At 38.3% G+C, this 22028-nt stretch carries 20 protein-coding genes; 8 read left to right on the forward strand and 12 right to left on the reverse strand.

Annotation, left to right across the window (positions count from 1 at the left end):
* Window positions 1-80: 80 nt before the first annotated feature.
* Complete coding sequence (gene dinB / locus AVFI_RS03745; RefSeq protein WP_054775856.1) at window positions 81-1178, forward strand: DNA polymerase IV; 1098 nt, start codon at window positions 81-83, stop codon at window positions 1176-1178.
* A gap of 189 nt (window positions 1179-1367) precedes the next feature.
* Window positions 1368-2579 (forward strand): alanine racemase, encoded by a 1212-nt coding sequence (gene alr, locus AVFI_RS03750; protein WP_063653214.1) that lies wholly within the window; start codon window positions 1368-1370, stop codon window positions 2577-2579.
* Window positions 2580-2692: 113 nt separating this feature from the next.
* Here the strand turns inward: alr and AVFI_RS03755 are convergent, their stop codons facing one another.
* Window positions 2693-4147 carry an aminoacyl-histidine dipeptidase gene (locus AVFI_RS03755; protein ID WP_065640618.1) on the reverse strand — a complete coding sequence of 485 codons (1455 nt, stop codon included), beginning with the start codon at window positions 4145-4147 and terminating at the stop codon, window positions 2693-2695.
* Between the two features lie 831 nt (window positions 4148-4978).
* On the opposite strand from AVFI_RS03755, the gene AVFI_RS03760 reads away from it, so the two are divergent.
* From AVFI_RS03760 to AVFI_RS03785, 6 genes are all read left to right on the forward strand, one after another.
* Window positions 4979-6271 carry an NCS2 family permease gene (locus AVFI_RS03760; protein ID WP_065597186.1) on the forward strand — a complete coding sequence of 431 codons (1293 nt, stop codon included), beginning with the start codon at window positions 4979-4981 and terminating at the stop codon, window positions 6269-6271.
* A 37-nt stretch (window positions 6272-6308) separates the two neighbouring features.
* Window positions 6309-6767, forward strand: coding sequence for a xanthine phosphoribosyltransferase (gene gpt, locus AVFI_RS03765; RefSeq protein ID WP_005418150.1), 459 nt, complete (start codon window positions 6309-6311; stop codon window positions 6765-6767).
* A 144-nt stretch (window positions 6768-6911) separates the two neighbouring features.
* A complete protein-coding gene (frsA, locus tag AVFI_RS03770; RefSeq protein ID WP_012533583.1) occupies window positions 6912-8150 on the forward strand; it encodes an esterase FrsA in 1239 nt (412 codons plus the stop codon).
* 168 nt (window positions 8151-8318) lie between these two features.
* On the forward strand, window positions 8319-9428 hold the full coding sequence (proB, locus tag AVFI_RS03775) for a glutamate 5-kinase (protein WP_011261449.1): 1110 nt from the start codon (window positions 8319-8321) through the stop codon (window positions 9426-9428).
* A gap of 14 nt (window positions 9429-9442) precedes the next feature.
* Complete coding sequence (locus AVFI_RS03780; protein WP_054775848.1) at window positions 9443-10699, forward strand: glutamate-5-semialdehyde dehydrogenase; 1257 nt, start codon at window positions 9443-9445, stop codon at window positions 10697-10699.
* Between the two features lie 128 nt (window positions 10700-10827).
* Window positions 10828-11999 (forward strand): IS3 family transposase gene (locus AVFI_RS03785; RefSeq protein WP_139073841.1). Its coding sequence is split into 2 segments (ribosomal slippage): window positions 10828-11098 and window positions 11098-11999, totalling 1173 coding nucleotides; the frame shifts between segments, so codons are not numbered across the junction.
* Window positions 12000-12068: 69 nt separating this feature from the next.
* On the opposite strand, the gene lipA is transcribed toward AVFI_RS03785, so the two are convergent.
* The 11 genes from lipA to AVFI_RS03840 all read right to left on the reverse strand — a co-directional run bounded on the left by lipA (window position 12069) and on the right by AVFI_RS03840 (window position 22014).
* Window positions 12069-13034: a lipoyl synthase gene (lipA, locus tag AVFI_RS03790; protein WP_012533182.1), complete on the reverse strand. Its 966-nt coding sequence runs from the start codon at window positions 13032-13034 to the stop codon at window positions 12069-12071.
* Window positions 13027-13704 (reverse strand): lipoyl(octanoyl) transferase LipB, encoded by a 678-nt coding sequence (lipB, locus tag AVFI_RS03795; RefSeq protein ID WP_011261452.1) that lies wholly within the window; start codon window positions 13702-13704, stop codon window positions 13027-13029. The genes lipA and lipB overlap by 8 nt, the downstream gene beginning before the upstream one ends.
* Window positions 13705-13838: 134 nt before the next feature.
* Window positions 13839-14108, reverse strand: coding sequence for a DUF493 family protein YbeD (gene ybeD, locus AVFI_RS03800; RefSeq protein WP_005418162.1), 270 nt, complete (start codon window positions 14106-14108; stop codon window positions 13839-13841).
* Between the two features lie 135 nt (window positions 14109-14243).
* Complete coding sequence (locus tag AVFI_RS03805; RefSeq protein WP_005418164.1) at window positions 14244-15419, reverse strand: serine hydrolase; 1176 nt, start codon at window positions 15417-15419, stop codon at window positions 14244-14246.
* A gap of 280 nt (window positions 15420-15699) precedes the next feature.
* Window positions 15700-16509 carry a septal ring lytic transglycosylase RlpA family protein gene (locus tag AVFI_RS03810; RefSeq protein ID WP_005418166.1) on the reverse strand — a complete coding sequence of 270 codons (810 nt, stop codon included), beginning with the start codon at window positions 16507-16509 and terminating at the stop codon, window positions 15700-15702.
* Window positions 16509-17630, reverse strand: a complete 1122-nt coding sequence (rodA, locus tag AVFI_RS03815) for a rod shape-determining protein RodA (RefSeq protein ID WP_005418170.1) — start codon at window positions 17628-17630, stop codon at window positions 16509-16511. The genes AVFI_RS03810 and rodA overlap by 1 nt, the downstream gene beginning before the upstream one ends.
* The gene (gene mrdA, locus AVFI_RS03820) at window positions 17630-19510 is read right to left on the reverse strand and encodes a penicillin-binding protein 2 (RefSeq protein ID WP_054776188.1); all 1881 of its coding nucleotides are present in this window, start codon (window positions 19508-19510) and stop codon (window positions 17630-17632) included. Before mrdA ends, rodA begins: the two co-directional genes overlap by 1 nt.
* 3 nt (window positions 19511-19513) lie before the next feature.
* Window positions 19514-19984 (reverse strand): 23S rRNA (pseudouridine(1915)-N(3))-methyltransferase RlmH, encoded by a 471-nt coding sequence (rlmH, locus tag AVFI_RS03825; protein ID WP_005418174.1) that lies wholly within the window; start codon window positions 19982-19984, stop codon window positions 19514-19516.
* A gap of 4 nt (window positions 19985-19988) precedes the next feature.
* On the reverse strand, window positions 19989-20312 hold the full coding sequence (rsfS, locus tag AVFI_RS03830; protein WP_080562627.1) for a ribosome silencing factor: 324 nt from the start codon (window positions 20310-20312) through the stop codon (window positions 19989-19991).
* A 47-nt stretch (window positions 20313-20359) separates the two neighbouring features.
* Complete coding sequence (gene holA, locus AVFI_RS03835; protein ID WP_017018577.1) at window positions 20360-21394, reverse strand: DNA polymerase III subunit delta; 1035 nt, start codon at window positions 21392-21394, stop codon at window positions 20360-20362.
* Window positions 21395-21396: 2 nt separating this feature from the next.
* On the reverse strand, window positions 21397-22014 hold the full coding sequence (locus AVFI_RS03840) for an LPS-assembly lipoprotein LptE (RefSeq protein ID WP_054776187.1): 618 nt from the start codon (window positions 22012-22014) through the stop codon (window positions 21397-21399).
* Window positions 22015-22028 lie beyond the last annotated feature (14 nt).

The following is a 22028-nucleotide window of genomic DNA, read 5'->3' on the forward strand; positions in this document are numbered from 1 at the left end:
CCTATTATTGGTGCTGTTTTTATTTGAATAAAAAATGGTTCAAAGTTATTATTGACTGTGTTTTTATACAGTTAATTTTTATGAGTATCGACTACCAATTACCTTCTTCGAAGCAAGTAACTAGAAATCAAAAGATTATTCATATTGATATGGATTGCTTCTATGCGGCTGTTGAAATGCGAGATAATCCCAGTTTACGCAATGTACCTTTGGCGGTTGGGGGGCATGAACGTCAACGAGGTGTACTAAGTACTTGTAATTATGAAGCTAGGAAGTTTGGTATTCGTTCTGCTATGCCAACAGGTAAAGCATTAAAATTATGCCCAAATCTCGTTGTTGTACCGGGCCGAATGCAGGTCTATAAAGAAGTATCTCACCATATTCATCGTATATTTCGACGATATACCGATAAAATTGAACCCCTCTCATTAGATGAAGCGTATTTAGATGTTAGTGATTGCTCACTTTTACACGGTTCTGCAACATTAATAGCAGAGCAAATCAGAAAAGATATTTTTAATGAGCTTCAGCTTACCGCTTCTGCTGGAATCGCCCCACTTAAATTCTTAGCTAAAATTGCATCAGATCTTAATAAACCAAATGGACAGTATGTTATTACCCCTGATTCCATGATGAATGAAATTAAGGGGTTACCTCTAGAGAAAATTCCTGGAGTAGGAAAAGTGAGTTTGGAGCGTCTTCATCAATTTGGGCTGTATACTTGTGAAGATATACAAAAGAGTGATCAAAGAGATTTATTACTGAAATTTGGGAAGATGGGAGCGTCATTGTGGAAAAGATCTCATGGTATTGATGAAAGAGAGGTTGTCACTGAACGAAACCGAAAATCTGTGGGAGTAGAGCGGACATTTACACATAATATCAGTAGTTTTAATGAATGCTGGGATGTTATCGAAAATAGGTTATTTCCTGAGTTAGAAAAAAGGTTATTAAAAGCGAATGGTTCAACTTTTATTGCCAAGCAAGGGATTAAAATTAAGTTTGCTGACTTTCAACAAACGACAATTGAACATGTACATCATAACTTAACGCTACCATTTTTTAAGGAGCTGTTAGAAGAGGTGTTAGAAAGGCAAAAGGGAAGAGAGATTCGTTTAATTGGATTAAGTGTTACGCTCAAAGAGAAAGAGTTTTTTCAACAATTACAACTCATTTAATGATGAATAATATAATTTAGTGTTTCAGTGTTGAGATTTTAATATAAATTCCATTTAAATTTATTGATTTTTGATTAAAGTTAAATCAGTTGGTTCTTATTTGCACTGTTTCTGTAGAGGTTAAAAAAACGACGATATATAATTCCCTTTCGAGTTTTCGAAATAATTATTATATAAAAACGGTTGTTTATGAAGTTTACTAAATGTGCATTAGCGTTAAGTTTGGCATTACCAAGTATCGCTAATTCAGCTCCACTTCTTTCTTTAGATACATTAACAAATCAAGAAAAAATTCAACAAACTAACGCATGGTTAGAGATCGATACCCAAGCTTTCCAAAATAATATTGATACTTTAAGAGCATCATTAGAGCAAGACACAAAAGTGTGCGCCATAATGAAAGCGGATGCTTATGGTAATGGTATTGAAGGTTTAATGGCCTCAGTTATTGAGCGCAATGTTGAATGTATTGGTATAACAAGTAATGAAGAAGCTCGTATTGTGCGTGCTAAAGGTTTTGTCGGCGAACTAATGCGCGTTCGTGCGGCATCACCGAATGAAATTGAATCTGGTTTACAATATAAAATTGAAGAGTTAATTGGTTCAAGTGAACAAGCTAATATTATTGCGAAATTAGCAAAACAGAACAACACGATTATTCCTGTGCACCTGGCTTTGAATGCTGGTGGTATGGGTCGCAATGGTTTGGATTTATCACAACCTCAGGGTAAGAAAGAAGCATTAAACATTGCCTTTAATGGACATGTGAACATTGTTGGCATTATGACTCACTTCCCAAATGAATCTGTCGATGAAATTCGCACTAAATTAAATCTTTTTAAACAAGAGAGCCAATGGTTAATTGATGAAGCACAATTAAACCGTGATGATATTACACTGCATGTGGCAAATTCATACACCACAATCAATTTACCTGAAGCGCACTTAGATATGGTTCGCCCTGGTGGTCTTCTTTATGGTGATATGCCAAATAATCCTGAATACAAGCGCATTGTTCAATTCAAAACATCTGTGGCTTCTTTAAACTATTTACCAAAAGGGAGCACCATTGGTTATAGCAGTACTTATGTGCTAGGGCGCGATTCTATTTTAGCTAATTTACCATTAGGTTATTCTGATGGTTACGTTCGCTCTATTGGTAATAATGGCTATGTACTGATTAATGGGCAAAAAGCGAATGTTGTTGGTGTAACATCAATGAATACCACAATGGTAGATGTCACTGATATTAAAAATGTGCAGCCTGGAGATGAGGTTGTATTATTTGGTAAGCAAAATGAATTCACTATTGAGGCGAAAGAAATGGAAGCATTCAGTAGCCGTAGCATGCCTGAACTTTATGTTATTTGGGGTTCTACAAATCCTAAGATCTACAAATAGACGTCGGATTGCACGAATTTAAGTAAGAGAAATTAGGTACTTATTTAGATTATAATTGCGTAAATAAAAAACGGTCAGCATGTGCTGACCGTTTGTTGTTTAGTTAGATAGCATTATTTTTTAGGAATATTTTCTAAAATAGCCACCATTTGTTCCCAGTATAATGCAACAGTATCAATCTTCACTTTCTCATCAGGAGAGTGAGGGAACTTAATCGTTGGGCCAAATGAAATCATATCCATTTCTGGATAAGGTTTCTTAAATAACCCACACTCAAGACCAGCATGAATCACCATGATATTAGGTTTATTGCCGTAAATACCTTCATATACATCACGGAAAACGTGCATGATCTCTGAATCCGCATCAGGTTTCCAACCAGGGTAAGTGCCTGAGAACGTGACTTGTGCTCCTGCTAACTCAGCAACAGATGAAAGCATACCTTCAACCATACTACGGCCTGAATCCATTAATGAACGGATAAGACATAGAATAGTAATGCTGTTTTCGTCAGTGGTGATCACACCAACATTTAATGATGTCTCAACTACACCTTCGATATCATCGCTCATGCGAATTACGCCGTTTGGACATGCATTTAGGGTCGCAATAAAACGAGATTGAGTGTTCTTTGTTAGTACTTGTTCTGCAGATGTTGTTTCGTTAAAGCTAACGATATCTGTTTCTACTTTGCCTAATTCATCTTTTAATAGGTTTGTATAGAAAGTAAATAATTCGGCTAACTTAGCTTCATTTTCGGCAGGAACTGCAATAGTAGCAAAAGCTTCACGTGGAATTGCATTACGTAGACTACCGCCACGGAATTCAACAAGGCGTAAATCAAGCTCTTGTGCGTGACCAGCCAAAAAACGACCTAGTAGTTTGTTAGCATTTCCACGGCCAGTATGAATATCACAACCTGAATGACCACCTTTTAAGCCTTTTAGTGTGATTTGTCGAGTGATGTAACCAGAAGGAAGGGCTTCACGTTCAATGTCTAATTTGATAGCACCATCGGCACCACCAGCACAACCCATGTAAACTTCACCTTCTTGCTCTGAATCTGTGTTTAAAAGGATATCACCTTCTAACCATCCAGCTTCCAGACCAAAAGCTCCTGTCATACCTGCTTCTTCATCGATAGTTAATAATACTTCTAGAGGGCCGTGTTTTAGCTCTTTTGATGCTAACACTGCAAGACAAGATGCCATACCCATGCCGTTATCAGCACCAAGCGTCGTTCCTTTTGCCGTTACCCACTCACCATCAATGTACGGTTGAATTGGATCTTTAGTGAAGTCGTGCTCTGTATCTTCATTTTTTTGTGGAACCATATCGATATGAGCTTGTAGAACTACGCCTTTGCGATCTTCCATGCCTGGTGTTGCTGGTTTTTTAATAAAAACGTTACCAGTAGGATCACGGCGCACATCTAGACCTTCAGTTGTTGCCCATTCAATAATGTATTGAGCCAATGCTTCTTCATGTTTTGAAGGGTGAGGAATAGAACAGATTTTGTCAAAAAATTGCCAAAGAGGTTGAGGGGTTAGTTGACTGATCTCAGACACAAGAATCTCCTTTATGAAAACGGTTTTTACTTATTAATGCTCTAATTATTTGAGTCATTGTTTGTTAATACAATTCAGTATACCTCTGAATCTAGCGAATTACTCTGTTTGATATTCTAAATGGAAAAACAATTTAAAATGATGAAATGACAGACGATTAAATGAGCAGCATTCGCAAACGGTTTCGTAATAAAATTACATTATTAGTATAGTCAATAAGCTATTTTCTGTTTTTTATGTGAGGCTCGTCATGTTTTTGTTGTAATTTAATTTCTTGGTGGTATAGTTATCTCATCTGCTGATAAGGCAGAAAAAAATGCTCATAGGATGAGTCCGATTTATCGCCTCCAAGGAACCGAGATCAATTTAAAATGTTAAAAACTATCAATTGATAAGGTGATGTTATGTCTTTTTTAAGTTCTTCAAAATTCTGGAATCAACGCTCTGTATACACAAGTCAATTTGTGTACCCAATGTGCTTTGGTTACTAATAAAACTTCGGTTTTATACGTTAAAGTAATACCCCTATAATTGGAATTCTATTCTACCCTTATGGGCAGTTAATTCTCCGCCATTCAAAACTATTTTGGATGGCGTTTTTTTTTATCTAAAAAATATTAATCACTTCCACACTCTTTTTATTTTTCATTCTAACTAATTGAATCATTAAATTAATTTCATGATCGTAAGATTAGTGCATTCACTTTATTTACTGTTTGCTTATTAAAAGGGCAACTATCGCTAGAAATTAGCATAATTCCACTTTATAATTCTCAGCCAATCGATTACGCAAACGTTTAGATTGCATAAATTCACTAGGAAATTACTCTAATGCTTGAGAAATTATTTCAACTAAAAGCTAATGGTACGACTGTTCGTACTGAAGTTATAGCTGGTATAACCACGTTTTTAACCATGGCTTATGTTATTTTCGTTAATCCAGCGATTTTGGCGGATGCGGGAATGGATAAAGGGGCTGTATTTGTCGCAACTTGTATTGCAGCAGCTATTGGCTGTTTCATTATGGGATTTGTTGCAAATTTCCCGATAGCTCAAGCTCCAGGTATGGGACTTAATGCCTTTTTTACTTATACCGTTGTTTTAGGTATGGGTCATACATGGCAAGTCGCTCTTGCTGCAGTATTTATGTCAGGGGTTTTATTTATTCTTCTTAGCTTATTTAAGATTAGAGAATTAATTATTAACTCAATCCCTCTTTCTTTAAGAACGGGCATTTCTGCCGGTATTGGGTTATTTTTGGCATTTATTGCACTAAAAAATTCAGGGATTGTTGTTGATAACCCTGCGACATTGGTTTCAATGGGCCACATTAACAGTTTTCCTGCTGTTATGGGGGCATTAGCTTTCTTTTTAACCATTGCTTTAGTGCATCGTGGTTATAAAGCTGCTGTTATGATTGCTATTTTGGCTGTAACTGCACTTTCGCTGCTTTTTGGTGAAGTTCAATATGCTGGTGTTATGTCAATGCCACCAAGTATCGCACCTACCTTTTTACAATTAGATTTTTCTAGTGCGTTTGAACTAAGCATGTTAACTGTTGTGTTTGCCTTTTTGTTTGTTGATTTATTTGATACAGCCGGCACTTTAGTTGGTGTATCACAAAAAGCTGGGATCATGGACAAAGACGGCAATATCCCTCGATTAAATAAAGCGTTACTTGCTGATTCAACAGCGACATCTGTTGGTGCTTTATTGGGTACTTCAAATACGACATCGTATATTGAAAGTGTTGCAGGGGTAGCTGCAGGTGGTAGAACTGGTTTGACAGCTGTTGTTGTTGGTATTCTGTTCTTACTTGCATTGTTTTTTGCTCCATTAGCAGGAATGGTTCCAGCTTATGCAACCGCTGGTGCTTTGTTCTATGTCGCGATTTTGATGATGTCAGGTCTTGTTAGCATTGATTGGCGAGATCTTACTGAAGCAGCCCCAGTTGTTGTGGTATGCTTATTAATGCCGTTAACCTTTTCTATTGCTGATGGTATTTCATTAGGCTTTATTTCTTACGCTGCAATTAAGTTGCTTAGTGGTAAAGGTCGCGAAGTTCATATCAGCGTTTGGGTTCTAGCTGCATTATTCACGCTGAAATTTATTTTTACGGCATAGTCGTTGATGACTGTGTCACTTAGAGGTTTTGTCAATTATGGCTAATAAATTTGTAATCACTTGGGATAACATGCAGATGTATACTCGTCAGCTTGCTGAACAGTTACTTCCTGCCGATCAATGGAAAGGTATTTTGGCTGTGAGCCGTGGTGGTTTAGTTCCTGCTGCAATCTTGGCTCGTGAGTTAAATATTCGTCATGTTGATACAGTATGTATCTCAAGCTATGACCATGATCATCAGCGTGATATGACGGTTGTTAAAGCGATGGAAGGTGACGGTGAAGGTTTCATCATCATTGATGATCTAGTAGATAGCGGTGATACTGCGGTTAAATTACGTGAAATGTACCCTAAAGGTAAATTAGTAACGGTATGTGCTAAACCTGCAGGCGTACATCTAGTAGACGCTTATGTTGTAGATATCCCACAAGATACATGGATTGAACAACCTTGGGATATGGCGGTAACTTACGTCGATCCTATTGCTAAAAAATAATTAGCAAAAAATATTTTAATAAAATGACTCTTTTATAGGGTCATTTTTTTTATTCAAAACTTAATTTTATTCGCTTCTTCATATTCCTTATTCTTCTTTCAGTATATAGTGAGAAGATGAATATGTTGTTGATTGGTGGTAGATATGCCTCAACCAGAGAGTGAAAACCTTTCAGTTAAATTGTTTAAAAACCATAAGCAAGCATTAGAGACGTCAGGCTTGGTTCCTTATCTTCCGAGTAGTTTGGAGCAATTGGAACAAAGTGGGCGTACTTGGTATCGTGAATTACGCCGACCACAATGGATATGGCAAGGCGTAGATGCAATAGAGCTTGAATCCATATTGGCTCGTATTGCAAATAGTCAAAAGCATCGTTCTCGTGATGAATGGTTAGATACCGTAAGCGGTTATCATTCTGGAAACTGGGCCTATGAATGGATCCATGCGGGAATGGAACATCAAAAAACGGCTTCGGAACTGGATGGTGATGAGGCAGCAGAAGCGTATTTTAAAGCTAGTTTGTATTTTAGTGTGGCAGGTTATCCTCATATAAAGGGAGATAATCTAGCAATTCAATCACAAGTGTTAGCTAGTCAAGCCTATGATATGGCAGCAAAACAAACTTCTCACCGTGTTGAAAAAATACTTGTACCGTATCAGGGAAGAAAAATAACCTGCTATTTGCATTTACCAAATACAGAAAAACCATTGCCTGTCGTTATAGTGAGTGGTGGCATGGATTCACTACAAACGGACATGTGGCGTTTGTATCGTGACTTTCTTGCCCCTAATAATATGGCGATGTTGACATTAGATATGCCATCAATAGGTCATAGTTCTCACTGGCCATTAAGTGAAGATTCAAGTTGTTTGCATCAAGCTGTATTGAATTATCTTCCAAATATTCCGTGGGTAGATCGTTTTCATGCTGCTGTTATGGGATTTCGATTTGGTGGTAATGTCGCATTGCGTCTTTCGTTTTTAGAGCCAAATCGATTAAAAGCGTGTGTTGCATTGGGTGCTCCTGTTCATCAAATTCTGACCAATTCAACAAGATTAAAAACCATGCCTAAAATGTATCTTGATGTGTTAGCTTCAAGGTTGGCTAAGCAAGTTGTTGATATAAATAGCCTTACAAGTCAAATGCAAGCATGGTCGCTTAAAAATCAAGGTTTCTTGTCTGGTGGGCGAAAAACATCAGTTTCTGTTTTGGCTATTGGTCTGAAGGATGATCCTGTTTCACCTAAGTCAGATAACAAATTAGCGGCGCTCTTTAGCAAATATGGTAAAGGGGTTGAGCTAAATAGTAAGACATTACATAGTGGCTATGAAGAAGCATTAAAGCAGATGATTGAATGGATCAAAGAGGAAATGAAGCAATAGTTTCTCTATTTATTAATAGAATTAAAGTGAAATGTTATTAAATGCTATTTTAAGCTTGTACTGTTCTGATTTGCTTGCTAAAAGTAGTGTCAGTTTTACCAACAACGTTACGATGATTATCGTCGTAAAATTTACATCATTTATTTAAGTAAAATAGGTAGTAGGGAATTGAATACACAATCTCAAACCATAGTCGTTAAACTTGGTACAAGTGTACTCACCGGTGGCACATTAAAATTAGATAGAGCACACATGGTCGAATTAGTTCGCCAATGTGTTCAGCTAAAAAAAGCTGGCCATCAAGTTATTGTTGTTACGTCTGGCGCAATTGCTGCTGGCCGTGAGCATCTTAACTACCCCGAACTACCCAAAACCATGGCTAACAAGCAGTTATTAGCTGCTGTTGGTCAAAGTTGCTTAATTCAAGCATGGCAAAGTTTGTTTGGTATTTATGGTGTCGACGTAGGTCAAATGCTATTAACTCGAGCTGATTTGGATGATCGTGAGCGTTATTTGAATGCACGAGATATGCTTCAGGCGCTATTAAAAAATAATATCGTTCCTATCGTTAATGAAAATGATGCGGTAGCAACCAATGAAATTAAAGTTGGTGATAACGATAACCTTTCTGCATTAGTCGGTATTTTAGCGGGTGCAGATAAATTATTATTGTTAACAGACCAATCGGGTCTATTTACCGCTGATCCACGTAAAGATCCAAAAGCAGAATTGATCAAAGAAGTTCATACTATCGATGAAACACTACGCAAGATAGCTGGCGGAAGTGGTACAACACTTGGTACCGGTGGTATGGCGACGAAGTTGCAAGCTGCTGATGTGGCGCGCCGAGCGGGTATCGAAGTAATTATTGCCGCTGGTAGTGCTGAGAATGTAATTACTGATGTGGTTAACTCTAAACCTCAAGGTACGAAGTTCTTACCTGTTGAGTGTGCTCTAGAGAGCCGTAAACGTTGGATCTTAGCTGGACCTCCATCAAAAGGCAGCATTGTTATTGATGAAGGCGCTGTTAATGCAGTTCAACAAAAAGGCAGCAGTTTATTAAGTAAAGGTATCACTGAAGTATCAGGCCATTTCGTTCGTGGTGGCGTAGCGAAAATTGTGAATACAAAAGGTGAATTGATCGCTCGTGGTATTTCACGTTATTCAAGTGATGACTTATCTAAGATTTTAGGAAAACACAGTCAGGATATTTACGCAGTATTAGGCTACGAATATGGCCCTGTAGCTATCCATCGTGATGATTTAGTACTGATTTAGTAAAAGGATATATTGTGAATTTAACAACTATGGGTCAAGCAGCTAAAGCCGCTGCATTTGACTTAGCTGTTGCTCCAACAGCGCAAAAGAATAAAGCACTTGCAATTATTGCTGATGAATTAGAAGCAAATAAAGATGCGATATTAGCAGCTAATGAAAAAGACATTAAAGCCGCAGTAGAAGCTGGTATTTCTGAAGCGATGCAAGATCGTCTTCTATTAACTGAAGAGCGTTTGGTTGGTATTGCTAATGATGTGCGTAATGTTATTAATCTGAACGATCCTGTAGGTAGTGAGATTGATAGTAAAGTCCTTGAAAACGGTATGTCATTATCACGCCGTCGTGTACCTATTGGGGTTATCGGTGTGATTTATGAAGCACGACCAAATGTAACTATTGATATTGCTTCCTTGTGTTTAAAAACAGGTAATGCAAGCATTTTACGTGGTGGTAAAGAGACGTTTTTCTCTAACATGGAATTGGTAAAAGTTATTCAAGTCGCTTTGGAAAAAGCAGGATTACCAGCGGCGTCTGTTCAATATATCGAAAAACCAGATCGTGAATTAGTGTCTCAACTTCTGACTATGGATGATTATGTTGATATGATCATTCCGCGTGGTGGTGCTGGTTTACATAAAATGTGTAAAGAAAACAGCTCTATTCCTGTGATCATTGGCGGCTTTGGTATTAGTCATGCTTTTGTTGATGAAAGCGCTGACCTAGAAAGAGCGTTAGTTGTTGTTGATAACTCAAAAGCACAACGCCCATCTGCATGTAATGCACTAGATACCTTATTGGTTCATGAAGCGGTTGCACCACAGTTTTTAGCATTACTTGCTAATAGTATGGCTGGTCGTGTTGAGTTAGTGGCAGAGCCTAAAGCTTACGGACTATTAAAAGAGTTTGAAGGCGTATCATTACGTGAAGCGCAAGAGGGTGATTTTGATACCGAATGGCTAAGTTACACATTAGGTGTGAAAGTAGTGGCAGATGTGAATGAAGCTGCTGCACATATGCAAAAGCATAACGCGAGTCACTCAGATACTATTTTAACGAATAATATTGAATCAGCAGAGAAATTTATTAATACAGCTGGCTCTGCTGCAGTATATGTTAATGCATCAACTCGTTTTACTGATGGTGCTCAATTTGGTTTGGGTGCTGAAGTTGCAGTATCTACTCAGAAGCTTCACGCGCGTGGTCCAATGGGCTTAGAAGAGCTAACAAGCTATAAATGGGTTGGTAAAGCAGATTATCTAATCCGTTCTTAATTCAATACTCTAAAGTACCTATAAACAAAAAAGGTTGACGCAAAAACGTCAACCTTTTTTATTATTCAGACCCTAGACCCTGATTTGACCCCAATAAAGTGGACACTCGATCACGAGGATTGAGTGACATGAAAATCAAATCACAACGAAAGTTTTCTAATGAGTTCAAAAGAAACGCAGTTCAACAGTCATTAGACTCTCCAGATACAGTAAAATCAGTGGCGATCTCTATTGGGATCGCTCCTCAGCTATTGGTAAAATGGAGAAGCCAGATGACATCTAAAAAACACACAGTAGCGCCCATTCCTAATAAAGGCCCTGAAAAATCGCTAAAAGAACTAGAGCGTGAGGTTGTCGAACTTAAAAAACGCTTAGCAGATGCGGAGTTGGAGAACGATATCTTAAAAAAGGCGACGGCCTACTTCGAAAGACGAAGAGAATAAGATTTGAGTTTATTTCCAAGTACTCAAGCCCAGTAAGGCCGGTAGTAAAACTTTGTCGCTATCTTGATGTGTCCACTTCAGGGTATTATAAGTGGTTAAATAGAGAGCCTACGCTTCGCGATAGATATAACGCTGAATTGAAGTGTTTTTTAAAAGACGAAAGCGAACGTCAACACTGTGTCCCTGGCTATAGAAAACTCTATGAAGCCGCTATCTCTTATGGTTTTATTTGTAATAAGAAACGGATCCAACGTCTGCTTCAAAGTCTTGGTTATCGTTCCAGAGCGAGTAAGAAGAGGCATGGGTGTGCGCCTAAGCAGAAATTAGGCTTTCCAGCTTTTAATTTACTGGACCGAAAGTTTTCAGTATCACAGCCAAACAGGGTTTGGACTTCAGACATTACTCAGGTCCGATGTAGTGAGGGTTGGCAGTACTTATGTGTTGTATTAGACCTTTACTCAAGAAAGGTCATCAGTTGGTCGACGAGTAGGATTAACAACGCAGAGCTTGTAGTTCGTAGTTTAAAGAAGGCTTGGGAAAGACGTAGACCTGATGGTAGTCAATTGATGTTTCATTCAGACCAAGGAGTTCAGTATACGTCAGAGATGACGATGCGTTGGTTGTACAAGAGAGGAATAACAATCAGTATGTCCCGTAAAGGAAACTGTTGGGATAATGCTTGTTCAGAGAGTTTCTTTGCTCAGTATAAAAAGGAATGGATAAGCTGTTTAGGGCAACTATCAAGAGAAGAGATGACAATGCAAAGTCGACTTTATATCGATGGCTATTATAATCCGATAAGAAGGCATGGGACTCTAGGAGGAAAGAGCCCCATAGATTTTGAGTTAAGTAACTAAAACCCCGTGTCTACTTTTAAGGGGTCATATCATCCTAGACCCTAGACCCTAGACCCTAGACCCTAGACCTTACTTCACTTCTTCGCCTTTAGCTTGAAGATCGGCATGGTAAGAAGAGCGAACAAAAGGACCACAGGCAGCGTGAGTAAACCCAAGCTCTAATGCGATTTCTTTTAACTCATCAAACTCAGCAGGTGGGACGTAGCGTTCTACTGGTAAGTGGTGACGACTTGGTGCTAAGTATTGACCTAGAGTAAGCATGGTTACACCATGAGCTCGTAAGTCTTTTAATACTTCAACAATCTCTTCTTTTGTTTCACCTAGGCCCATCATTAGGCCCGATTTAGTTGGAACGTTCGGGTGCTGATCTTTGAACTTTTTAAGCAGATCTAAAGACCATTGGTAATTCGCCCCTGGGCGTACTTTACGGTAAAGACGAGGCGCGGTTTCTAAGTTATGGTTAAAAACATCTGGCGGGTTATCGATCATCGCTTCAAGAGCGCGATCCATACGGCCACGGAAATCTGGAACCAATGTTTCAATGCGAATTTCAGGATTTAATGCGCGGATTTCACGGTTACAATCTGCAAAATGCTGAGCACCGCCATCACGTAAATCATCACGGTCAACCGAAGTAATTACGACATACTTCAATTTCATATCTTGAATTGTTTTAGCCAGTTTTTTTGGTTCTTCAGCTTCTGGTGCAACAGGGCGGCCATGGGCAACATCACAGAAAGGACAACGACGGGTGCAGATAGCACCTAAGATCATGAAGGTTGCCGTACCGTGGTTAAAACATTCAGCTAGGTTAGGGCAAGAGGCTTCTTCACATACCGAGTGAAGGTTATTCTTACGCATTGCTGATTTGATATCGTCGATACGTTTACTGCTAGCAGGAAGTTTGATTTTCATCCATTCAGGCTTACGTAGTACTTCTTTTTGCTCTGTAGGCATGTTTTTAACTGGAATTAATGCCATTTTATCGGCATCGCGGTATTTTACACCTTTTTCCATTTGGATTGGCTTACTCATGATTGCTGCTTTCCGTTAAATACTCGATATCAGTGTAATCAAGTAATGTTGTTAATTCTTTAATCAGTAAAGGATGAACATCTTCGACGTGTTCTGCTTTATTCTCTACTGTCATGTTATCTTTAACTAAGTCATGAAGTTGGATCATTTCCATACCAGCATAACCACAAGGGTTTATACGTAGGAAAGGAGACAAATCCATATTAATGTTAAGTGCTAATCCATGAAATGAACATCCTTTACGGATGCGTAATCCTAATGAGCAGATTTTCTTGTTATCAACATACACTCCCGGAGCATCAGGACGTGCTGCTGACTCAACATTAAAATGACTTAATGTATTGATTACGGTATTTTCAATATGCGTTACTAATTCACGTACACCAATGTTTTTACGTCGCAAATTAATTAATACATAAGCAACTAATTGACCCGGACCGTGATAAGTCACTTGTCCACCTCTATCGCTTTTTACAATAGGGATATCACCAGCAGCAAGAACGTGTTCTTCTTTGCCTGCTTGTCCTTGTGTAAATACAGGGTTATGTTCCACTAGCCATACTTCATCACATGTATTTTCATCACGTTCATCGGTAAAAGTATGCATTGCTTTCCATACCGGTTCGTAATCTTGTCGACCAAGATTTTTAACCACTAGACGTTTGTTCAATTAGATCACACTAGGTTGAAAATTTGCTTAATGATAGCAAGGATAGAAGGGAAGGAATAGATAAGAAATGTAGGGGTATATCAAAAGATCAAAAAGGTAGGCAATATTATCAGCTAATATTGCCTATCATTTTATTACAGAACCATACGAACGATTTCGATTTCTGCTAGTTCTTTATAAAGCGTTTCTACTTGCTCAATAGAGGTCGCTGTAATGCTTACTGATACTGAGTGGTAGTTACCTTTGCCACTTGGCTTTACTGCAGGTGTGTAATCGCCAGGAGCATGACGTTGGATTACTTCAAGAACAAGCTCAGGAAGCTCTTCATGAGCAAGGCCAACGGCTTTGTAAGTAAATTTACATGGGAATTCTAGAAGATCTTTTAGCTTTGGTTGCTCTTGCATAACCGTCTCCAATCGAGAATGGATAATATATGTTGAGAATATTACTGTGACCTAGGTCAGATAACAAGTGTTAATCCAGTAAATTAAAAAAGGCAACCGAAGCTGCCTTTTATGTGTTTTAAGTTTAGCTGAATATTAGCTTAACCAACCTTTAAACATTAGAACAATGTAATCGATAAGACGGCTAAAGATGCCACCTTCTTCAACATCATTTAGAGCTAGTAGTGGGTATTCAGCAATGTCTTCACCATCGATTTGGTAGTAAAGTTTACCGACAACATCACCTTTGTAGATAGGCGCTTCAAGCGTTTTTTCTAATACAAAGCTTGCTGTCATTTTCTTAGCTTGGCCACGTGGTAAAGTAACATACGTGTCTTCTGCAACACCTAAAGCAACTTCGTCAGTGCTACCCATCCATACTTTTTCAGTTACGAATGTTTCATTAGCTTTATGTGGAGAAACAGTTTCAAAGAAACGGAAACCGTAATTCAGTAACTTTTTACTTTCAGCTTTACGCGCATTACCAGATTTAGTTCCCATAACAACGGCAACTAAACGCATTTTGCCTTCAGTTGCTGAACTTACTAGGTTAAAACCAGCACCGTTTGTATGGCCTGTTTTAATGCCATCAACGTTCATGCTTTTATCCCACAATAGACCATTTCGGTTGTATTGAGTGATACCATTGTAAGTAAATGATTTTTCAGAATATACGCGATATTCTTCAGGCACATCACGGATTAAAGCTTGACCAATTAATGCCATATCGTAAGGCGTTGAGTATAGGTCATCACGGTCAAGACCATGAACGTTAGCAAAATGTGTGTTTTTCAGATTTAATGTTTTTGCCCACGCGTTCATTAGGTCAACAAATGCATCTTCAGAGCCAGCTACGTGTTCAGCCATAGCAACACAAGCATCGTTACCTGATTGAATGATAATACCTTTATTAAGTTCACGAACTTTTACAGTACTGCCCACTTCGATGAACATTTTTGATGAACCAGGGAAGTTTTTAGCCCAAGCATTTTTGCTGATAACTACATCGTCATCCATTGAAATGTTGCCACTTTCAATTTCTTGACCGATAACATAACTTGTCATCATTTTAGTTAAGCTTGCAGGGTTCATACGAACGTTCATATCTTTTTCAGCCAATACTTTGCCTGAATGATAGTCCATTAATACGTAGCCTTTAGCTGCGATTTGCGGTGCATTTGGAATAACCGCAGGTGCTGCTACAGCAACGGTTGAGCCTAAAATAAAGCTCGATAAGATAAGTCGTTTTAACTGTTTCGCTGAATTTTTCATAATAATAACTTTGCACTGTGAGGTAGTGAAACTGCGTACATAATAGCAGATTTGAATATCATAACCAGATGTGTAATTAAATAACTGATTTTATATGAAAAGAAAGATAATAAAAATTCATCTGCTCTTTTTATGAGACATCCCTATCTTGTTGTTATCTAAAGACAATAAGATTCCGCATTAGTTCATTAATATTTACATCAATAAGAGATGCTAGATATTTACTTACAATATTTACTAAAGATTGACATTTCTGTTGATATTGTCATCTTTGAAATCATTATTTCTTCAATTCTTGGATGATAAACGCTGAAGTATATTGTCCATTTTTTGCTTCGTTCAATGTTTTATCTGCTCTGTCTCTATCAATAAAAGGCCCTAAACGAACACGGTAAACATTGCCTGATTTTATAATGTTTGTTGGAGCATTAAATTGAGCTTCTAGTTTCTTTGCTATTTTATCCGCACTTTGTTCATTTTTAACGGCGACCATTTGAATATGATATTGATTAGGATCTATTGCGTGCCATTCTTGTGGGTTAGTCGGTTTAGCTACAGAAATATATTCGATTTTAACATTTGCTGTACCGGTTTTAAGTACATCAAGTTTGGCGGCCGCTGCAAAACTTAGGTCTATAATTCGACCTTCATGAAATGGTCCACGGTCATTGACTCGAACAATGGCTGTTTTTCCATTGTCTTTGTTGGTTACTTTTACATAACTTGGGAGCGGAAGTGTTTTATGAGCAGCACTCATTGAATACATATCATACACTTCGCCATTTGATGTTTTATGGCCATGAAATTTTTTACCATACCAAGAACTTATCCCTTCTTGAGTAAACCCTTTGGGTTCTTTCACTATCGGGTAATCTTTGCCTAATAAGGTGTAATCTTTATTACCATATAAACTTTTTGGTTCATAGCGAGGGTGAGCATCTTCGATATGTTCAACTGAAATTGGCATATCAGGTGCAATATCATTATCTATTTGATAACGACCAGCATTAGGTTCATCAGTTGTTTTTTGAGGTGGTTCAGAAGCACAACCCGCTAATATAAGAGAAACTGCAAGTAAAATAACGCGCATTAATTTGCCTTTGAGTGAACTTTTCTATGAGTGTGAATTGACATTAGAATACCAAAACCTGCCATTAGGGTAACCATGGAAGTACCACCATAACTAACTAAGGGAAGAGGAACGCCTACAACAGGAAGAATACCACTGACCATGCCGATGTTTACAAAAATATAAACAAAGAAGCTTAGTACAACACTTCCTCCCATCATGCGCCCAAAAGCCGTCTGTGCTTGACTTGCCAAAAATAAGCCGCGACCAATGATAAATAGATAGAGCGTTAATAAAGCAATAACACCAATAAGTCCCCATTCTTCTGCAATCACGGCAAAAATGAAATCGGTATGTCGTTCAGGTATGAATTCGAGTTGAGACTGAGTCCCGTGTAACCATCCTTTTCCTAATAGGCCACCAGAACCAATCGCTATTTTGGATTGAATAATATGATAACCAGCACCAAGTGGATCGGATTCGGGGTTAAATAATGTTTGAACACGAACTTTTTGATAAGGTCGCATCAAGAAAAACCATAAAATAGGGATAAAAGCGCCAACGGCAACGGCTGCTGCTGTGATAATTTTCCAACTGATACCGGCTAGAAAAATAACGAAAATACCCGATGCTGCAATCAGTATTGAGGTCCCTAGATCTGGTTGTTTGGCAATCATGATGGTTGGAACAAAGACCATTAACAGAGCGAAAAAGAGAGTTCTAACCGTTGGTGGTAATGGTTTATTACCAATATAACGAGCCACCATTAATGGCACGGCTAATTTGATAAGTTCTGATGGTTGAAATCGAACAAAGCCGAAATTCAACCACCGTTGAGCCCCTTTTGATGCCTCTCCAAAAAGGAGAACCCCTAATAATAGGAAAATTCCTATAGTGAAAACATAGGGAGCAGCGGCTTCGTAGGCTCTTGGTGATATTTGCGCAAGAAAGAACATGACTCCCAAAGAAAGCAACATTCTCATTGCTTGCTTATCCATCATCAATAAGCTTTGACCACTGGCGCTATACATAATAACTAAGGCACATGCCATCAATAATAAAATGCCTAGCAATAGTGGTAAATCTAAATGAATTCGATGAAAAAAGTCGCGATTCTTTCCTGATGCAATATCAACTCTCATTACTTCTTAGCGGCCTCTTCCGTTTTCGGTAGTAATACATAATCGAAGACGTGACGAGCTATTGGACCACCTTGGCTAGAGCCACCACCACCATTCTCTAATACGAGAGAAATAATAACTTTTGGATCTTTTGCTGGTGCAAAACCGGTAAATAAAGCGTGGTCACGTAAGTGTTCTGCAATTTCATCTGCATTATATTCTTCATCTTCTTTTAGACCGAATACTTGCGATGTACCTGATTTACCAGCACTTACATAAGGTGTGCCAGCAAAAGCTCGTCTTGCTGTACCTTTACGTCCATTATTTACTAGAATCATGCCATCAATAGCTAATTGCCAGTAACTGTCTTTTACCCCTTCAATTGGTGGGTAAGGCTCTGGTTCATAAGGCACTTCTTTATTATTTTCAATAATGCCTTTTAATAAATGTGGTGCTTGAACTTTACCATGATTGGTTAATACAGCCGTTGCTTTTGCAAGCTGCATTGGCGTTGCTGTCCAGTAGCCTTGACCAATACCTACAGGGATAGTATCCCCTTGGTACCATGGGGTACGGAAACGAGCAACTTTCCATTCTCGAGTAGGCATATTCGCTTTACTTTCTTCACGAATATCAATACCTGTATAATCACCAAAACCAAATTTCATCATCCAACTTGATAATCTATCAATGCCCATATCATAGGCAATTTGATAGAAGAAGGTATCAACAGACTCTTCAATAGATTGTTTTAAGTTAACTGTACCGTGACCCCAACGCTTCCAGTCTCTAAATGGTTTAGTTTTAGAGTTCGGTATGCGCCAATAACCCGGGTCATCACGGGTTGTTTCTGTCGTAACAATTTTCTCTTTTAATGCTGCAACAGCAATAAATGGTTTTACGGTTGATGCTGGCGGATAGATACCTAATGTACTTCTGTTAACTAATGGACGATCAGGATCATTTAATAGAGCGCTGTAATTTTTACTTGAAATACCATGTACAAATAAGTTTGGATCATAGCTTGGGCTTGAAACCATAGCTAAAACTGCACTGGTTTTAGGGTCAAGTACAATGGCAGAACCTCTGCGTCCATCCAGTTGTTTTTCAACAAATTTTTGAAGTTTGATATCTAGGTTTAAAACGATATCTTTACCTGGGATTGGTGGTACGTACTTCAGAGTACGAATAACACGACCACGACTATTTACTTCAACTTCTTGATAGCCTGCAGTTCCATGAAGAATATCTTCATAAAAGCGCTCAATACCTAATTTACCAATATCACGAGTTGCTTGATAATTTGCGTCTTTTTCTTCTCGTGCTAGACGAGCTAAATCACGATCGTTAATTTTAGCTACATAACCAAGAACATGCGTGAGGGTTTTCCCATAAGGATAAAAACGTTTTAAGTAAGCTTTTATCTCAACACCTTGGAATTTATGCTGATTAACAGAAAATATTGCAACTTGCTCTTGTGTTAATTGGGTAAGAAGAGGAACGGATTTAAAGCGACGAGTTCGGCGACGTTCTTTTTGAAAGTCATCAATATTATCTTGTGTTATTGGCAGGATAGTTTGTAATTCTGTAAACAAAAGAGAAAGATCTGACACTTTGTCAGGGGTGACTTCTAAATTAAAAACAGGGCGGTTTTCCGCTAATGGATTTCCGTTTCTATCAAAGATTAATCCTCGGTTTGGTGCGATAGGGACTATCTTAATACGGTTATCATTTGAGCGTGTTTTATAATCTTGAAATTCATTGATTTGAATGTTGTACAAGTTAGTCAAAAGCAGACCAATAAGTACAATGATCCCTGAAAACGAGATAATTGCACGTGATGCAAATAATCTCGTTTCAGCGTGATAGTCACGGATCTGTGTGCGTTTGCGCTTAATCAACTCTTATTCTCTATGGTAAGGATGATTTGCCGTAATACTCCATGCTCGATATAGGCTTTCAGCCATGACAACTCGAACCAGAGGATGAGGAAGGGTTAGTGGTGATAAAGACCAGCTTTGATCGGCTGCTGCCTTACATGCAGGAGCCAAACCTTCAGGGCCACCTATTAAAATAGAGACATCACGAGCGTCTAATTTCCAAGCTTCCAGTTGTTCTGCTAATTGTTCTGTATCCCAGCGTTTTCCAGGAATATCAAGCGTTACGATACGGTTGCCTTTAGGAACAGCAGCAAGCATTGCTTCGCCTTCTTTTTGAAGGATTCGAGCTATGTCGGCATTTTTACCACGTTTTCCTGCTGTGATTTCTACGAGCTCAAGAGGCATATCTTTAGGGAAGCGTCGGCTGTATTCTTTGTAGCCTTCTTCAACCCATTTAGGCATTTTGGTTCCAACAGCGATTAACTGAATTTTCATGGAGTTAGCTCCACAGTTTTTCTAGTTGGTATAACTCACGGTGTTCTTCTTGTAGGATATGAACCATAACATTTCCCATATCGACAACAACCCATTCGCCTTCTGCTTCACCATCAATCCCATAAGGCATTAGGCCAGCTTCTTTTGCTTTGTCTGATACATTTGATGCAATAGAGCTTACATGACGTTTAGATGTTCCTGTACATACGATCATAAAATCGGTAATGCTTGATTTACCACGAACATCAAGAGTTGTTATGTTTTCAGCTTTCATATCATCAACGTTGTTGAATAGAAAATCATGGAGTTCTTTATCTTGCAAAGTCATCACCTAGAAATGGGTTATTTATAATGAAGTATATCAGTGAACGCCGCTTAATGAGAGACGTTCGATGTCACCGAAATGTGAATATTGCACATATCCAGCGTTAGTTGGCTAAGTTGTGGCCAGCAATCACTGTCATAGTCTGTTTTTGTTGCTATTTCGATCTGTGCAAGTAAGCGAATTAATTGTTTTATTTGAGTTATTGATAAGCGCTGTAGAGCGGCTTGGTATAATGCCCGACGGTTTTGCCATACTTTATATCGATCAAAAACAGTGAACATCGCTTCGCCTTGAGATAGTGAATATTGGAATGTCTGTAATAACAGCAATTCTTTTTGTAGTGTACGTAAAAGAATGATGACTTCTGTTCCTTCACTTTCAAGTTGACGAAGAATTCGTTGCGCACGTTTGGCTTGGCCTGATAATAACGTATCGACTAATTGAAATGGCGTAAAATGATTGTTTCTATTTAAGGCTTCTTCTATTCGAATTAATGTTAGTAAGCCATCAGGATATAAAAGGGCTAATTTATCTAGGCTTTGAGCAAGCGCTAATAAATTGCCTTCGTGCCATTGGGCAAGCATTTGAATCGCTTCTGCATCAGGTTTTAGCTTTAATTTTTTACAACGTTGTTGGATAAAACGAGGTAACTGCTGATTGTCAGGTGTATTACATGGAATAAATAAACCTAATTGCGTTAACGCCTTAAACCATTGAGTGCTTTCTTGAGCTTTATTAACTCTTGGACCTTGTAACAATAAAATTATATCGTCATGCAGTGTTGGTACTAGTTCTTTTAGCTTACTTGTATGTGCGGTTGTCATTCCTGTATCAGGAATGGTTAGCTCTATTATTTGTCTAGATGAAAAAAGACTTAACGCTTGAGTACAATCAAAAACGTTATTCCAATCTAACTGCTTATCCAGTGTAAATTGGTGCTTTTCTTCAAAACCTTGTGCAAATGCCGCTTGGCGAATTGCATCAAGGCTTTCTTGTTTTAACAGAGGCTCATTACCAAACAGTAAATAGCATTGACGTAGCCCACGTTCTAAGTTTTGAGCTAGTTGTTCTGGAAATACACGCATGATTATTGAGTCGTTTCAGCTGTAGAACTCATTGATTTTATGACTTCTTTCGTTGTCACTTTACTTTCAGTTTCATCATTGTGCGTAATTACATCAGTTGTCACAACTGGCGTATCATCTGCTTTTAAACGCGCCATTTGACGTAAGATTTGTTCAGCAGCTTGAGTTCGCATCTCACCTTCAATCATATCTCGTTCGACCGATTTTGCTAAGGCTGTTAGTGGGTTATCAAGATAATTACGGTTTACCGTTGTTGTATATATTTTTAAATCATGGCCCGGAATTAAAACGCTATAGCGAACATTGTAAGTAAGTTCTTTTTCAGCTGCACGACTGTTTTGATAAAGTGATAACGTACGCTCATTTAGGCTTTCACTGATTAAATCTAAGCTTGGCGTTACTGTTGTTGGTGCCACCTGACGGATACCATTCATGCGAAGTTGCTTTTGAACATCACGAGTTAATGCGCTGTATTGGTCAAAACTCGTTAATGATATTTCATGAACTTCATCTGGTAATAAATAATCACCACGTAGGTGAAATCCACAGGCTGAAGTTATTAATGAAAGAGTCAGAACAATTAACGTTCGAAGAGAAAATAGAGATAAAAGTCGTTTCACCGAGTAACTCCCTC

The sequence above is a fragment of the Aliivibrio fischeri ATCC 7744 = JCM 18803 = DSM 507 genome (assembly GCF_023983475.1).
In the GTDB taxonomy this organism is placed as follows: domain Bacteria; phylum Pseudomonadota; class Gammaproteobacteria; order Enterobacterales; family Vibrionaceae; genus Aliivibrio; species Aliivibrio fischeri.

Excerpts from the sequence above, each read along its gene's own strand:
- rsfS (WP_080562627.1), bottom strand. The coding sequence starts at position 20,312 with ATGACTTTGCAAGATAAAGAACTCCATGATTTTCTATTCAACAACGTT.
- AVFI_RS03760 (WP_065597186.1), top strand. The coding sequence starts at position 4,979 with ATGCTTGAGAAATTATTTCAACTAAAAGCTAATGGTACGACTGTTCGT.
- lipA (WP_012533182.1), bottom strand. The coding sequence starts at position 13,034 with ATGAGTAAGCCAATCCAAATGGAAAAAGGTGTAAAATACCGCGATGCC.
- rlmH (WP_005418174.1), bottom strand. The coding sequence starts at position 19,984 with ATGAAAATTCAGTTAATCGCTGTTGGAACCAAAATGCCTAAATGGGTT.
- AVFI_RS03805 (WP_005418164.1), bottom strand. The coding sequence starts at position 15,419 with ATGAAAAATTCAGCGAAACAGTTAAAACGACTTATCTTATCGAGCTTT.
- frsA (WP_012533583.1), top strand. The coding sequence starts at position 6,912 with ATGCCTCAACCAGAGAGTGAAAACCTTTCAGTTAAATTGTTTAAAAAC.
- AVFI_RS03810 (WP_005418166.1), bottom strand. The coding sequence starts at position 16,509 with ATGCGCGTTATTTTACTTGCAGTTTCTCTTATATTAGCGGGTTGTGCT.
- holA (WP_017018577.1), bottom strand. The coding sequence starts at position 21,394 with ATGCGTGTATTTCCAGAACAACTAGCTCAAAACTTAGAACGTGGGCTA.
- ybeD (WP_005418162.1), bottom strand. The coding sequence starts at position 14,108 with ATGCAAGAGCAACCAAAGCTAAAAGATCTTCTAGAATTCCCATGTAAA.
- gpt (WP_005418150.1), top strand. The coding sequence starts at position 6,309 with ATGGCTAATAAATTTGTAATCACTTGGGATAACATGCAGATGTATACT.
- dinB (WP_054775856.1), top strand. The coding sequence starts at position 81 with ATGAGTATCGACTACCAATTACCTTCTTCGAAGCAAGTAACTAGAAAT.
- rodA (WP_005418170.1), bottom strand. The coding sequence starts at position 17,630 with ATGAGAGTTGATATTGCATCAGGAAAGAATCGCGACTTTTTTCATCGA.
- alr (WP_063653214.1), top strand. The coding sequence starts at position 1,368 with ATGAAGTTTACTAAATGTGCATTAGCGTTAAGTTTGGCATTACCAAGT.